This is a genomic window from Streptomyces sp. B3I8 (genome assembly GCF_030816915.1).
Classification (GTDB): domain Bacteria; phylum Actinomycetota; class Actinomycetes; order Streptomycetales; family Streptomycetaceae; genus Streptomyces.
In genome coordinates this window covers 769,166-781,572 of sequence record NZ_JAUSYN010000002.1, presented here as the reverse complement: position 1 = coordinate 781,572, position 12,407 = coordinate 769,166, and the positions used below count along the sequence as shown (strand labels likewise).

The 12,407-nt window shown below is 71.2% G+C and carries 11 protein-coding genes; 7 read left to right on the top strand and 4 right to left on the bottom strand.

What is annotated here, in order from left to right:
* The first annotated feature begins 106 nt into the window (after nt 1-106).
* From QFZ64_RS05710 to QFZ64_RS05700, 3 genes are all read left to right on the top strand, one after another.
* Nucleotides 107-949 (top strand): DUF4097 family beta strand repeat-containing protein, encoded by an 843-nt coding sequence (locus QFZ64_RS05710; RefSeq protein WP_307062967.1) that lies wholly within the window; start codon nt 107-109, stop codon nt 947-949.
* Nucleotides 950-1,124: 175 nt separating this feature from the next.
* Entirely contained in the window at nt 1,125-2,138 is a 1,014-nt protein-coding gene (locus QFZ64_RS05705; protein WP_307071591.1) for an ATP-binding cassette domain-containing protein, read from the top strand.
* Complete coding sequence (locus tag QFZ64_RS05700; RefSeq protein ID WP_307062965.1) at nt 2,135-2,917, top strand: ABC transporter permease; 783 nt, start codon at nt 2,135-2,137, stop codon at nt 2,915-2,917. Before QFZ64_RS05705 ends, QFZ64_RS05700 begins: the two co-directional genes overlap by 4 nt.
* Before the next feature lie 67 nt (nt 2,918-2,984).
* Here the strand turns inward: QFZ64_RS05700 and QFZ64_RS05695 are convergent, their stop codons facing one another.
* Both QFZ64_RS05695 and QFZ64_RS05690 read right to left on the bottom strand, forming a co-directional pair.
* Nucleotides 2,985-4,766, bottom strand: a complete 1,782-nt coding sequence (locus tag QFZ64_RS05695) for an ABC transporter ATP-binding protein (protein ID WP_307062963.1) — start codon at nt 4,764-4,766, stop codon at nt 2,985-2,987.
* Nucleotides 4,763-6,613 (bottom strand): ABC transporter ATP-binding protein, encoded by a 1,851-nt coding sequence (locus QFZ64_RS05690; protein WP_307062961.1) that lies wholly within the window; start codon nt 6,611-6,613, stop codon nt 4,763-4,765. The genes QFZ64_RS05695 and QFZ64_RS05690 overlap by 4 nt, the downstream gene beginning before the upstream one ends.
* Before the next feature lie 270 nt (nt 6,614-6,883).
* Between QFZ64_RS05690 and QFZ64_RS05685 the strand changes: the two genes are divergently transcribed.
* Nucleotides 6,884-7,636 (top strand): hypothetical protein, encoded by a 753-nt coding sequence (locus QFZ64_RS05685; RefSeq protein WP_307071590.1) that lies wholly within the window; start codon nt 6,884-6,886, stop codon nt 7,634-7,636.
* On the opposite strand, the gene QFZ64_RS05680 is transcribed toward QFZ64_RS05685, so the two are convergent.
* Nucleotides 7,605-8,069 (bottom strand): MarR family winged helix-turn-helix transcriptional regulator, encoded by a 465-nt coding sequence (locus QFZ64_RS05680; protein ID WP_307071589.1) that lies wholly within the window; start codon nt 8,067-8,069, stop codon nt 7,605-7,607. The genes QFZ64_RS05685 and QFZ64_RS05680 overlap by 32 nt on opposite strands.
* Nucleotides 8,070-8,261: 192 nt before the next feature.
* Between QFZ64_RS05680 and QFZ64_RS05675 the strand changes: the two genes are divergently transcribed.
* A complete protein-coding gene (locus tag QFZ64_RS05675; protein ID WP_307062959.1) occupies nt 8,262-10,064 on the top strand; it encodes an ABC transporter ATP-binding protein in 1,803 nt (600 codons plus the stop codon).
* A gap of 207 nt (nt 10,065-10,271) precedes the next feature.
* Nucleotides 10,272-10,502: a hypothetical protein gene (locus QFZ64_RS05670; RefSeq protein ID WP_307062957.1), complete on the top strand. Its 231-nt coding sequence runs from the start codon at nt 10,272-10,274 to the stop codon at nt 10,500-10,502.
* A 290-nt stretch (nt 10,503-10,792) separates the two neighbouring features.
* Here QFZ64_RS05670 and QFZ64_RS05665 read toward each other — a convergent pair whose 3' ends face one another.
* A complete protein-coding gene (locus tag QFZ64_RS05665) occupies nt 10,793-11,878 on the bottom strand; it encodes an NAD(P)-binding domain-containing protein (protein WP_307062956.1) in 1,086 nt (361 codons plus the stop codon).
* Nucleotides 11,879-11,978: 100 nt separating this feature from the next.
* On the opposite strand from QFZ64_RS05665, the gene QFZ64_RS05660 reads away from it, so the two are divergent.
* On the top strand, nt 11,979-12,401 hold the full coding sequence (locus QFZ64_RS05660; protein WP_307062954.1) for a YjbQ family protein: 423 nt from the start codon (nt 11,979-11,981) through the stop codon (nt 12,399-12,401).
* The last annotated feature ends 6 nt before the right edge of the window (nt 12,402-12,407 follow it).

Genomic DNA, 12,407 nt, shown 5'->3' with positions numbered 1-12,407 from the left:
CCTAGCCGCGCCCACGCCCACGCCCCCGCACCAGGAAAAGCGCGCTCACACGAGACCACGTCCCACCAGTGGGGACGACCACACGAGCCAAGAGGACGGGACAGCCATGCCTTCTTTCGACACTTCCGAGCCCATCGCGGTCACCGCCCACGTGGGCGCCGGCTCCCTCCGCCTCGCCGCGGGCGACCGCTCCGAGACGGTCGTCGAGGTGCGGCCCCGCGACCCGAAGCGGGACAAGGACGTACGGGCCGCCGAGCAGACCGAGATCGCGTACGCGGGCGGTGAGCTGACCATCAGGACGAAGGAGCGTCGCATGCTCGGGCCCTCCGGTCTTGTCGACGTGACGGTGGCACTGCCCGCGGACTCGCGCGTCGACGCCACCGGTTCCTGGACCCAGGTGATCGGCGTGGGCCGGCTCGGCGAGGTCCGGGTCAAGACTTCGGGGGGTGATGTCCGCCTCGACACGACAGGGCCACTGGCACTGACCGTCTCCCACGGGTCGATCACAGTGGAACGGGTCGAGGGCGCGGCCGAGGTCACCGCCAGCTTCGGCAGTTTGCGCTTCGGTACTCTCAGCGGTTCCGCGGTCCTGAAGAACTCGCACGGCACCACGGTCGTCGGCGCCGTCATCGGTGACCTGCGAGTGAGCGGGGCCAACGGCGACATCGACATCGCGCGGGCCGAAGGCTCCGTCACCGCCACCACCGCTCACGGCGCCCTGCGGATCGCCGATGTCGCCCGCGGCACCGTGCAGATGGAAACCTCCTACGGCGCCATAGAGGTGGGAATCCGCGAGGGCACGGCCGCCTGGATCGATGCGAGCTCCGGTTCCGGGCAGGTGCGCAACACCCTTTCGGTTTCCGACGCCCCGGCGACCACCGAGGAGACCGTCGAGGTCCGTGCCCGGACCCGGCACGGCAACATCGACGTGCTGCGCGCCCGGGCCTGAACGCCCTGTACGGCGCCCATGCTTGAACCCTCGCATCGCGCCCGGCCCTGAACACCCGTACCGCGCACCCGGCCACCCGCCGACCAGCCGTCACCGTCTGGTCGCCCGGGCCCCTCCCCTCGCGTCACCCTCCAGCCGCACCTTCCAGAAGGAGAACTCCATGGCTTCCTCTGTCATGCCCACATCCAAAAAGGAGGGCGGCTCACGCTCGGAGGCCGTCTCCACCGTCGGCCTGCGCAAGTCCTATGGCGACACGACCGTGCTCGACGGGATCGATCTGCGTGTCCCGGCCGGATCCGTCTTCGCGCTGCTCGGCCCCAACGGCGCCGGCAAGACCACCACCGTACAGATCCTGTCCACGCTGACCGCCGCCGACGGAGGGCAGGCCCAGGTCGCCGGTCACGATGTCGCCACGTCAGCGGACGGGGTGCGTGCCGCGATCGGGGTCACCGGACAGTTCGCCGCGCTCGACGACCTGCTCACCGCCGAGGAGAACCTGCTCCTGATGGCCGATCTACTGCGCCTCGGCAAGAGGGAAGGGCGCGACCGCGTGAAGGAGTTGCTCCAGCGGTTCAGCATCGCGGACATCGCGCACAAGCGGGCCGCGACCTTCTCCGGCGGCTTGCGGCGTCGTCTCGATCTCGCCATGACGCTGGTGGGCGACCCGCAGGTGATCTTCCTGGACGAGCCGACGACCGGGCTCGACCCACGTAGCCGACGCACCATGTGGGACACGGTGCGCTCGCTGGTCGCGGGCGGCACCACGATCTTCCTCACCACTCAATACCTTGAGGAGGCCGACCAGTTGGCCGACCGGATCGCCGTGCTCGACGGCGGCCGGATAGTCGCCGAGGGCACCGCCGACGAACTCAAGGCACAGATCCCGGGCAGTCATGTACGACTGCGGCTCACCGACTCGGACGAGTACGAGCGTGCGATCGCTGTCTTCCCCGGCGCGGTCCGCGACGACGAGAACCTCACCCTGCGCGTGGCGGGCGACAGCGGGCTCGACGCGCTGCGCGCCCTTCTCGACCGGCTCGATGCCGCCGGTGTCCGTGCCGCCGACTTCTCCGTGCACACCCCCGACCTCGACGACGTGTTCCTCGCCCTCACCGGCGACGGCACCACCGGTGCGGGCCCCGACATCGACACCAGCACCCCGACTCCCGCCAAGGAGACCTCGCGATGAGCACTGTCACCTACGCCGTGCACGACTCGATGACGATGCTGCGGCGCAACCTGAAACACGCGATTCGCTACCCGGCCGTCGGTTTCGGCAGCGCGTTGACGCCCATCCTGATGCTGCTGCTTTTCGTGTATGCCTTCGGTGACTCCATCGGCGCGGGGATGGGCGGAGGGCGGGACGCGTATCTCGACTACCTGACGCCCGGCATCATCATCATGGGTGTGGCCGCCGGCTCGATGTCCACCTCGATCGCGGTGTGCTCCGACATGACCGAGGGCATCATCAACCGCTTCCGCACCATGAACATCACACGCTCGTCGTTCATGACGGGACACGTCCTCGGCAGCGTGCTGCAGACGATGATGTGCCTCGTCCCGGTCGTGGGGATCGCGTTCGCCGTCGGTTTCCGGTCGGACGCGAGCCCTCTCGAATGGCTCGCCGCCACCGGCCTCCTCGCGGCCATCGCGTTCGCGGTGACCTGGTTGTCGGCCGCGCTCGGACTGATCTCGAAGACCGTCGAGTCGGCGAGCAACAAGCCCCTGCTGGTCCAGTTCCTCCCGTTCCTCGGCTCGGCGTTCGTACCGGCGGACTCGATGTCGCCGGGGCTGCGCTGGTTCGCCGAGAACCAGCCCTTCACACCGATGACCGAGACGCTGCGCGGGCTGCTCTCCGGTTCGGCGATCGGCACCAACGGCTGGATATCCCTCGCCTGGTGCGCCGGCATCGCCACGGTCGGCTACGTGTGGTGCCGCTCGTTGTTCAACAGCACCACCACGCGCTGAGGGGCGTGCCACGCCCGGCCTTCCCTCCGATCCCCTCCATCGACGAAGGCGGCCCCGTGCCATCGTGTCACCCGTGCCAGGAACGCCACAGGGCCGCGTACGCCCCGTCGGCGGCCACCAGGTCCACATGGCTGCCGAGCTCACTGATCCGGCCCTCCTCGACCACGGCGATGATGTCCGCGTCGTGCGCCGTGTGCAGCCGGTGGGCGATGGCGACGACGGTGCGGCCATCCAGCACTCGGGCGAGCGAACGCTCCAGATGGCGGGCGGCACGCGGGTCGAGCAGCGAGGTCGCCTCGTCCAGGACCAGGGTGTGCGGATCGGCGAGGACCAGCCTGGCCAGCGCGATCTGCTGGGCCTGGGCGGGGGTGAGGGCGAAGCCGCCGGAACCCACCTCGGTGTCCAGTCCCTCGGCCAGCGCCCGCGCCCAGTCGTCCGCGTCGACCGCACCCAGCGCCGCCCACAGTTCCGCGTCCTGCGCGCCGGTGCGGGCGAGCAGCAGGTTGTCGCGCAGGGAACCCACGAAGACGTGGTGCTCCTGGTTGACGAGGGCGACATGGGAGCGGACCCGCTCGGCGGGCATCCGGGACAGCTCGGCGCCGCCCAGGGTGATCGCTCCTTCACGAGGGGCGTAGATACCGGCGAGCAGCCGGCCCAGTGTGGACTTCCCCGCCCCGGACGGCCCGACCAGCGCGACCCGGGTTCCGGGCGCGACCGACAGCGACACCTGGTGCAGTACGTCGATGCCTTCCCGGTAGCCGAAGCGCACACGGTCGGCCCGGATGTCGCGGCCCTCGGGCGTCAGCGCACCGTCGCCCGCGTCGGGCTCGATGTCCCGGACGCCGACCAGCCGTGCCAGGGACACCTGGGCCACCTGCAACTCGTCGTACCAGCGCAGGATCATGCCCACCGGTTCGACCAGCATCTGCGCGATGAGGGCGCCCGTGGTGAGCTGTCCGACGTCGATCCAGCCGTTGAGGACGAAGACGCCGCCGACCATCAGCACCGAGCAGAGAACGGTGGTGTGCGTGAGGTTGACGACCGGGAACAGCACCGACCGCAGCCAGAGCGTGTACCGCTCCCACGCGGTCCACTGCCGCACACGCAGCTCCGACAGTGCGATCCGGCGTCCACCGAGACGGTGCGCCTCGACGGTGCGGCCGGAGTCCACGGTCTCGGCGAGGGCCGCGGCGACGGCGGCGTAGCCCGCGGCCTCGGAGCGGTAGGCGGACGGCGCCCGCCGGAAGTACCAGCGGCAGCCGACCACCAGCAGCGGCACGGCGAGCAGCACGGCCGGCGCGAGCGGCGGTGCGGTCACGGCGAGGCCGCCGATCAGCAGCGCCGCCCACACCACGCCGATGGCGAGCTGGGGGACGGCCTCGCGCATCGCGTTGGCCAGCCGGTCGATGTCGGTGGTGATCCGGGAGAGCAGGTCGCCGGTCCCGGCCCGCTCCAGGACCCCGGGCGGCAGTCCCACCGACCGTACAAGGAAGTCCTCACGCAGATCGGCGAGCATCCGCTCGCCGAGCACCGCGCCGCGCAGACGGAGTTCCCGCACGAACACGGCCTGGACCACGAGCGCCACCACGAACAGCGCGATGACGCGCTCCAGATGAATGTCGCGGGCGTGCTCGGAGACCCGCTCCACCAGGCCGCCCAGCAGGTACGGGCCCACCATCGAGGCGACCACGGCGATCGTGTTCACCGTGATGAGGAGGAGGAAGGCCCGGCGGTGCCGCCGGAACAGTTCGACGACGTACGCGCGCACGGTGGCCGGGGCGCCGACGGGGAGCGTGTGCGCCGTCGTCGGGGCCGCCGGGTCGTAGGCCGGGGGCGTCACGCCGATCATGCGTTCTCCTCGATCTCTTCGCGTACACCGTCCGCCGACGGTGACGCGTCCTCCGCGTCCGGGGTCGGTTCGGTTCCGGCCGGCGCACGGGCGTCCCCTCGGGCCGAGGCGGTCTCCTCGTCGGTCTCGCGCGTCACGACCGCCCGGTACCGAGGGTCGGTGTGCACCAGCTCGCGGTGCTCACCGACCGCCGCGACCGCACCGTGGTGCACCAGGACCACCCGGTCCGCCAGATCCAGCAGCAACGGCGAGGAGGTGAACACGACGGTGGTACGGCCGGCGCGCAGGGAGCGCAGACCCTCGGCGACACGCGCCTCGGTGTGCGCGTCGACGGCGGAGGTCGGCTCGTCCAGCACCAGCACCTCCGGATCGGTGAGCAGCGACCGGGCCAGGGCCAGCCGCTGGCGCTGCCCGCCCGACAGCGAACGCCCGCGCTCGGTGATCCGGGTCTCCAGCGGTTCCCGCGCGGACGGCGAGGCCTGCGCCAGGGCGTCCAGCACGTCACCGCACTGGGCGGCGGCGAGCGCCTCCTCGCTGCCGACGAGACCCGAGGTGGGCACGTCCAGCAGATCGCGCAGCGTGCCGGAGAGCAGCACCGGATCCTTGTCCTGCACCAGGACGGCGGTGCGGGCCACGTCGAGCGGCAGTTCGTCCAGCGCCACCCCGCCCAGCAGCACGGAGGTACTCCTCTCGGCGGGATGTCCGCCAAGCCGTTCGGCCAGCAGACCCGCCGCGTCGGGGTCCCCGCAGACCACCGCGGTCAGCCGCCCGGCGGGGGCGAGCAGCCCGGTCGCGGGGTCGTACAGGTCACCGGAGGGCACCGCGGCCTCTCCCGTTCCCCCGGCGTCGGTGGCGCGCTCCAGGGACAGCACCCGGGCCGCCCGCCGCGCGGAGGGCCGCGAGAAGGAGTACGCCATCGCGAACTCCTCGAAGTGCTGCAACGGATAGGTCAGCAGCAGCACCGAGCTGTAGACGGTGACCAGTTCACCGACGTCGATCCGGCCGTCCCGCGCCAGGGCCACGCCCCGCCAGACCACCGCGATCAGCAGCAGACCGGGCAGCAGCACCTGGACGGCGGAGATCAGCGACCACATCCGGGCGTTGTGCACCGCCGCCTTGCGTACCTCCTGGGAGGCCCGGCGGTAGCGGTCGAGGAAGAGCGCCTCACCACCGATGCCGCGCAGTACCCGCAACCCGGCGACGGTGTCCGAGGCCAGCTCGGTGGCACGGCCCGCCTTCTCGCGCTGGACGTCGGCGCGCCGGGTGGCGCGCGGCAGCAGCGGCAGCACGGCGAGCGCCAGCACGGGAACGCCGACGGCGACGAGCACGCCGAGCGCCGGCTGATAGACGACGAGGGCCACGCAGACCACGATGACGGTCACCGCCGCGGCGGTGAACCGGGACACGGCCTCGACCAGCCAGCCGATCTTCTCGACGTCACCGGTGGACACGGAGACGATCTCTCCGGCGGCCACCCGCCGGGTCAGCGCCGCGCCGACCAGTGCGGCCTTGCGGGCCAGCAACTGCTGGACGCGGGCGGCAGCGGTGATCCAGTTGGTCACCGCGGTGCGGTGCAGCATCGTGTCGCCCAGGGCGATGGCGGCCCCGCACAGGGCCAGCAGCCCGCCCGTCCAGGCCAGCCGGGTCGCGGAACCGTCGACGACGGACTGCACCGCCAGGCCGACGCAGAAGGACAGCCCGGAGACGGAGAGGAAGTGCAGCAGGCCCCACAGCAGGCTCCGCAACTGCCCCCCGAGCTGATTGCGGAAGAGCCACCACAGGAAGCGGGGACCCGAACGTGCGTCCGGCACGCCCGGATCGGGATACGGAAGGTCTTGGATCTGCATGACGTCCCAGCAGTTCGGGTGTGCTCGGGTGGGGCGGACGGTGCTCGGGGTGCGGTTCCGGTGCCGGTCCGTCCCGGTCGACGGGCCGGGGGAGCCGGCGGGCGGGTGCACAGCAAACCGTGTCAGGTTCGCCGCGCGGAGTACGTGGAGGCAACCGATTTTCCACCCGCTGCGTGCCCGTGTGCCCATCGGGACTCCGTCGTGTCTCAACCCGCCCACAAACGAGGGGCCGTGCGTGGTTGCCGAGGAAACGATGGGACGATGGACGGCATGCGAATAGGCGGTGTGAAGGATGCTGTACGCGCCGGAGCCGCGGCCGCGGCCTGTGGTGTCCTGCTGATGTCCCTGTCGGCATGCGGCGGTTCGGACGGCGGTGGCGGGGCGAAGGCCGACGGCGCGGCGGCCGTCCGCACCGGTCAGGCCAAGGCGCGGACGACCGGTCTGAAGGCGATCCCGGATGTCGGCGACCGGCTGCGGAGTCAGATCCCCTCCGCCTCCCGCCAGGTCGTGGCGGTCTACGGCGACGGCCGGAACTCCACCGGCTCCACGGTCGCCCTGTACACCCGGCACGGCTCCACCTGGGACCGCACCCGCGTCTGGCAGGGGCACAACGGCAAGAAGGGCTGGACCACCGATCATCACGAGGGCGACAACCGCAGCCCCGTGGGAGTGTTCACGCTCAGCGACGCCGGCGGTGTCCTCGCAGACCCCGGCGCCAAGCTGCCGTACACCCGGTCCGCGTCCTTCCAGGCGCCGCACTACTGGTCCAAGTCGCACTGGCACGACTTCGACTACGTCATCGCCATCGACTACAACCGCGTCAAGGGCACCTCGCCCAACGACCCGACCCGGCCCGAGGGACAGACCAAGGGTGGCAGCATCTGGCTGCACATGGACCACGGCAGCGGGACCTCCGCGTGCGTCAGCCTGTCCAAGTCCGGGATGGAGTACCTGCTGCGCACGCTCGACCCGAACCAGCACCCGGTGGTGGTCATGGGGGACAAGGCCGATCTGAAGGTCTAGCGGGCGCGTTCGGCGGTGGTGCGGTCCGCGTGCCGCCGCCGTGCGGTCCCTCCACCAGCGCGTCCAGCAGGTCCTCGAGCGCCGTGCGCTGATCGACCGACAGGGGCGCGAGGATCTCCTCCACCGCCGACCGGCGTGCCGCGTGCAGTTCGCGCAGTGACGCCAATCCGTCGTCCGTGAGTTCGATCCGGGTGACCCGGCGGTTCGTGGGATCGGGCACCCGGCGCACCTTGCCGCTCGCCTCCAATCCGTCGACCAGCGTCGTCACGGCCCGGGGAACGACCTCGAGCCGGGCGGCGAGATCCGCCATGCGCGGCGGCTCCCCGTAGTGCGCCAGAGTGCGCAGCAGCCGGGACTGGGCAGGGGTGACGCCCAGGTTGCGCTCCTGCAGATGATGCTTCTGAATGCGGTGCACCCGACGGGTGAGCCGCATCAACTGCTCGGCGAGCAGCCCTTCCGCGTCAAAACGGTCGGACGGGCCCTGAGGGTGGTGGGACGGGCCGTCGTGGTCGGCGGAGCCGGACATGGTCATGACGGAACAATATCAGGATGCAGTTCATTGTGAGTATAGGTAACAATGAGCTATGCTCCGTCCGTCATCGACGCCTCACCACCCGTAGGAGCCATGCCCCGCGACGACATCAACTGGACCCCGTCCCCCGGCACCTCGCCCGACCAGCCCCGGCAGGTGCGCCGCATCCTGAGACTCTTCAAGCCCTACCGCGGCCGGCTCACGGTCGTCGGCCTCCTGGTCGGCGCCTCCTCGCTGGTCGCCGTCGCGACACCCTTCCTGCTCAGGGAGATTCTCGACGTCGCGATCCCCCAGGGCCGCACCGGGCTGCTGAGCCTGCTGGCGCTCGGCATGATCCTCAGCGCCGTCGTCACCAGCGTCTTCGGTGTCCTGCAGACCCTGGTCTCCACGACCGTCGGCCAGCGCGTCATGCACGACCTGCGCACCCAGGTCTACGGTCGGCTGCAGCGCATGTCGCTCGCGTTCTTCACCCGCACCCGCACCGGCGAGGTGCAGTCCCGCATCGCCAACGACATCGGCGGCATGCAGGCGACCGTCACCTCCACCGCGACCTCCCTGGTCTCCAACGTCACCAGTGTCGTCGCCACCGTCGTGGCCATGATCGCCCTCGACTGGCGGCTCACCGTCGCCTCGCTGCTCCTGCTGCCGGTCTTCGTCTGGATCAGCCGCCGGGTGGGCAGGGAGCGCAAGAAGATCGCCACCCAGCGCCAGAAACAGATGGCCGTCATGGCGGCGACGGTCACCGAGTCGCTCTCGGTGAGCGGCATCCTGCTCGGCCGCACCATGGGCCGTGCCGATTCCCTCACCCACTCCTTCGCCGCCGAGTCCGAGAGCCTCGTCGACCTCGAAGTCCGGTCGAACATGGCCGGGCGCTGGCGCATGGCCGTCATCAGCGTCGTCATGGCCGCCATGCCCGCCTTCATCTACTGGGTGGCGGGCATCGCCCTCCAGGTCGGCGGACCGTCGATCTCCCTGGGCACGCTGGTCGCGTTCGTCTCCCTGCAACAGGGCCTGTTCCGGCCGACCGTCAGCCTGCTGGCCACGGGAGTACAGATCCAGACCTCCCTGGCACTGTTCCAGCGCATCTTCGAATACCTCGACCTTCCCATCGACATCACCGAGCGGGAGAACCCCGTCCACCTGGACAAGGTCAGGGGCGAGATCCGTTTCGAGAAGGTCGCCTTCGCCTACGACGACAAGAGCGGTCCCATCCTGCGGGACATCGACCTCTCGATCCCGGCCGGCGGCAGCCTCGCCGTCGTCGGCCCCACCGGCTCCGGCAAGTCCACGCTCAGCCATCTGGTGCCCAGGCTGTACGACGTCACGGGCGGCCGGGTCACCCTCGACGGCACCGACGTGCGCGACCTGGACTTCGACACGCTGGCCCGCGCGGTCGGCGTCGTCTCCCAGGAGACATACCTCTTCCACGCTTCGGTCGCCGAGAACCTCAGATTCGCCAAGCCCGAGGCCACCGACGAGGAGCTGTACGCGGCGGCCACGGCGGCGCAGATCCACGACCACATCGCGTCCCTGCCCGACGGCTACGACACGGTGGTGGGCGAGCGCGGCCACCGATTCTCGGGCGGGGAGAAACAACGCCTCGCCATCGCCCGCACCATCCTCCGGGACCCGCCCGTGCTCATCCTCGACGAGGCGACCAGCGCCCTGGACACCCGCACCGAGCACGCCGTGCAGGAGGCAATCGACGCGCTGTCGGCCAACCGCACCACCCTGACCATCGCCCACCGGCTCTCCACCATCCGCGGCGCCGATCAGATCGTGGTCCTGGACTCCGGGCGCACGGTCGAACGAGGGACGCACGACGAACTGCTGGCCCGGGGGGGCCGGTACGCGGCGCTCGTCAACCGGGACGCCCAGCTGGAGCCGACGGGATGAAGGTATGTCAGGTTCGTCAAAATATGCGGGTTGCGGTGCCGCATGCGGACGCACGCCCCAGCGAGGGCACACGAGGAGTTCGGTCCGTCTGACCCCTCGCGGCCGCGCCGCCCTCCTCACGGCCGGAGCCGTCCTCGCGGCCGCGCCGTGTCGGTGCCGCCGGCCACTGTGGGCGGCGGGAACCGGGAGCACCGGCCCCGGACACTCGTGATCCCGGAGGAGTGGCGGGCCGACCAGGTCCACGCGGCCGCCGACGAGGCCCTCGGACCGCCCGCGAGCACCACCGTGAAGTCCCTGCCGAAGGCGGACCTGAAGCTGCCGGCGCAGGCTCACGGCGACCCGGCGGGCTACCGTTTCCCGGCGACGTACCCGGTCGACGAGAAGACGACGCCGGGGCCCCTGCTGCGGTTGCTGGTCGACACCGTCAGGAAGAAGTGATCTCCAACCCCGGCGAGGACGTGCTGTGCGCCGCACTGAAACCGACCCCGGAACCGGCTGTGCTTCGTCACCGTCGAGCCGGGCGACCCCCGCTTCACCGCGGCGTACGAGGAACACCGGCGCAACATGGCCGCACTCGACCGGCTCCGGGCGAGCGGGACGCGTTCCGGCGTCGCGCTGACGCGAACGCCGCGTGCCGACACAAAAGCCACATGCCCGGCGCCGGAGCTGAACAACCGGCCCAAGGCCCCCGGCCTTTGGCTCCCGGCCCCGGCCCCCGGACGAGCGACTCAGGCGACCGCTGCCGGTTCCGCGGTCGGCAGACGGAGGATGTCCCGTACCGCCGCCCGGCCCGCCCGGTTGGCACCGATGGTGCTGGCCGAGGGACCGTAGCCGACGAGGTGGACGCGGGGGTCGGCCACCGCGCGGGTGCCCTCGACGCGGATGCCACCGCCCGGCTCACGCAGCCGCAGTGGGGCGAGGTGCCCGATGGCGGCCCGAAAACCGGTCGCCCACAGGACGACGTCGGCGTCCACCCGCTGCCCGTCGTCCCACTCCACGCCGTTCTCCGTCATCCGGTCGAACATCGGCCTGCGGTCCAGGACGCCGTCGGCGAGCGCCTGCCGGATCGCGTCGTTCAGCGGCAGCCCGGTCACCGAGACGACGCTCTGGGGCGGCAGCCCCCGGCGCACCCGTTCCTCGACCAGCGCCACGGCGGCCCGCCCCACGTCCTCGGTGAACGGAACGTCGCGGAAGACCGGCGGGCGCCGGGTGACCCACGTGGTCTCGGCGGCGTACGGGGCGATCTCCATCAGGTGCTGGGTCCCGGACGCGCCACCGCCCACCACGATCACCCGCTGCCCGGCGAACTCCTCGGGGCCGGGGTACTGGGCGGTGTGCAACTGCCGTCCGCGGAAGGTGTCCCGGCCCGGGTAGCGGGGCCAGAACGGGCGGTCCCAGGTGCCGGTCGCGTTGATCAGCGCCCGTGCCGACCAGACACCGGCGGAGGACTCCACACGTAGCCGGCCGCCCACGCCCTCCCGCACGGCGGAGACGTCCACCGGACGCCGCACCCGTAGGTCGAAGGCGCTCTCGTACGCGGCGAAATACGCGGCGATCACCTCGGAGGAGGGGCGCTCCGGGTCCGCGTCCGTCAGCTCCATGCCCGGCAGCGAGTGCATCCCGTGCACCTTGCCGTACGTCAGCGACGGCCAGCGGAACTGCCAGGCGCCACCCGGGCGCGGGGCGTGGTCCAGGACCACGAAACCGGTCTCCGGCTCGGAGCCTGTGCGCCGCAGATGGTACGCGGCGGACAGCCCCGCCTGCCCGGCACCGATGACCACGACGTCGACCTCACGCGCCCCACTGTCGTTCATGTTTCTACCAACCCCGGTGCAAGCGTCGGTCTTCCCGGTCCGCCCCGGCGGCGGGCGAGCCGAGGAGTGTGAAACAGCGCACCCGGGTGAGGATGGGGGCATGCCCGAAGCCTTCACCACTCGTGTCCTGAACGTGTCCTCCGGCAGCTCGGAGAGGGTCGTCGACCTCACCCGCGACTGCGAGGCCTTCCTGCGCGACGCCGCGGCGGGCCGTGACGGCCTGCTGAACGTCTTCGTCCCGCACGCCACCGCGGGCGTCGCGGTCATCGAGACCGGCGCCGGCAGCGACGACGACCTGCTCGCGGCCCTGCACACCCTGCTGCCCGCCGACGACCGCTGGCAGCACCGCCACGGCAGCCCCGGCCACGGCCGCGACCACGTCCTGCCGGCCCTCGTCCCGCCCCACGCCACCCTCCCGGTGGTCGACGGCACGCTCCAGCTCGGCACATGGCAGTCCGTGTGCCTGGTCGACACGAACGTGGACAATGCCGACCGCACGGTCCGGTTGAGCTTTTTGGGATGAATCGGG

Coding starts and splice junctions, on each gene's coding strand:
- QFZ64_RS05710 (WP_307062967.1), top strand. CDS start 107: ATGCCTTCTTTCGACACTTCCGAGCCCATCGCGGTCACCGCCCACGTG.
- QFZ64_RS05705 (WP_307071591.1), top strand. CDS start 1,125: ATGCCCACATCCAAAAAGGAGGGCGGCTCACGCTCGGAGGCCGTCTCC.
- QFZ64_RS05700 (WP_307062965.1), top strand. CDS start 2,135: ATGAGCACTGTCACCTACGCCGTGCACGACTCGATGACGATGCTGCGG.
- QFZ64_RS05695 (WP_307062963.1), bottom strand. CDS start 4,766: ATGATCGGCGTGACGCCCCCGGCCTACGACCCGGCGGCCCCGACGACG.
- QFZ64_RS05690 (WP_307062961.1), bottom strand. CDS start 6,613: ATGCAGATCCAAGACCTTCCGTATCCCGATCCGGGCGTGCCGGACGCA.
- QFZ64_RS05685 (WP_307071590.1), top strand. CDS start 6,884: ATGCGAATAGGCGGTGTGAAGGATGCTGTACGCGCCGGAGCCGCGGCC.
- QFZ64_RS05680 (WP_307071589.1), bottom strand. CDS start 8,069: ATGCGGCTCACCCGTCGGGTGCACCGCATTCAGAAGCATCATCTGCAG.
- QFZ64_RS05675 (WP_307062959.1), top strand. CDS start 8,262: ATGCCCCGCGACGACATCAACTGGACCCCGTCCCCCGGCACCTCGCCC.
- QFZ64_RS05665 (WP_307062956.1), bottom strand. CDS start 11,878: ATGAACGACAGTGGGGCGCGTGAGGTCGACGTCGTGGTCATCGGTGCC.
- QFZ64_RS05660 (WP_307062954.1), top strand. CDS start 11,979: ATGCCCGAAGCCTTCACCACTCGTGTCCTGAACGTGTCCTCCGGCAGC.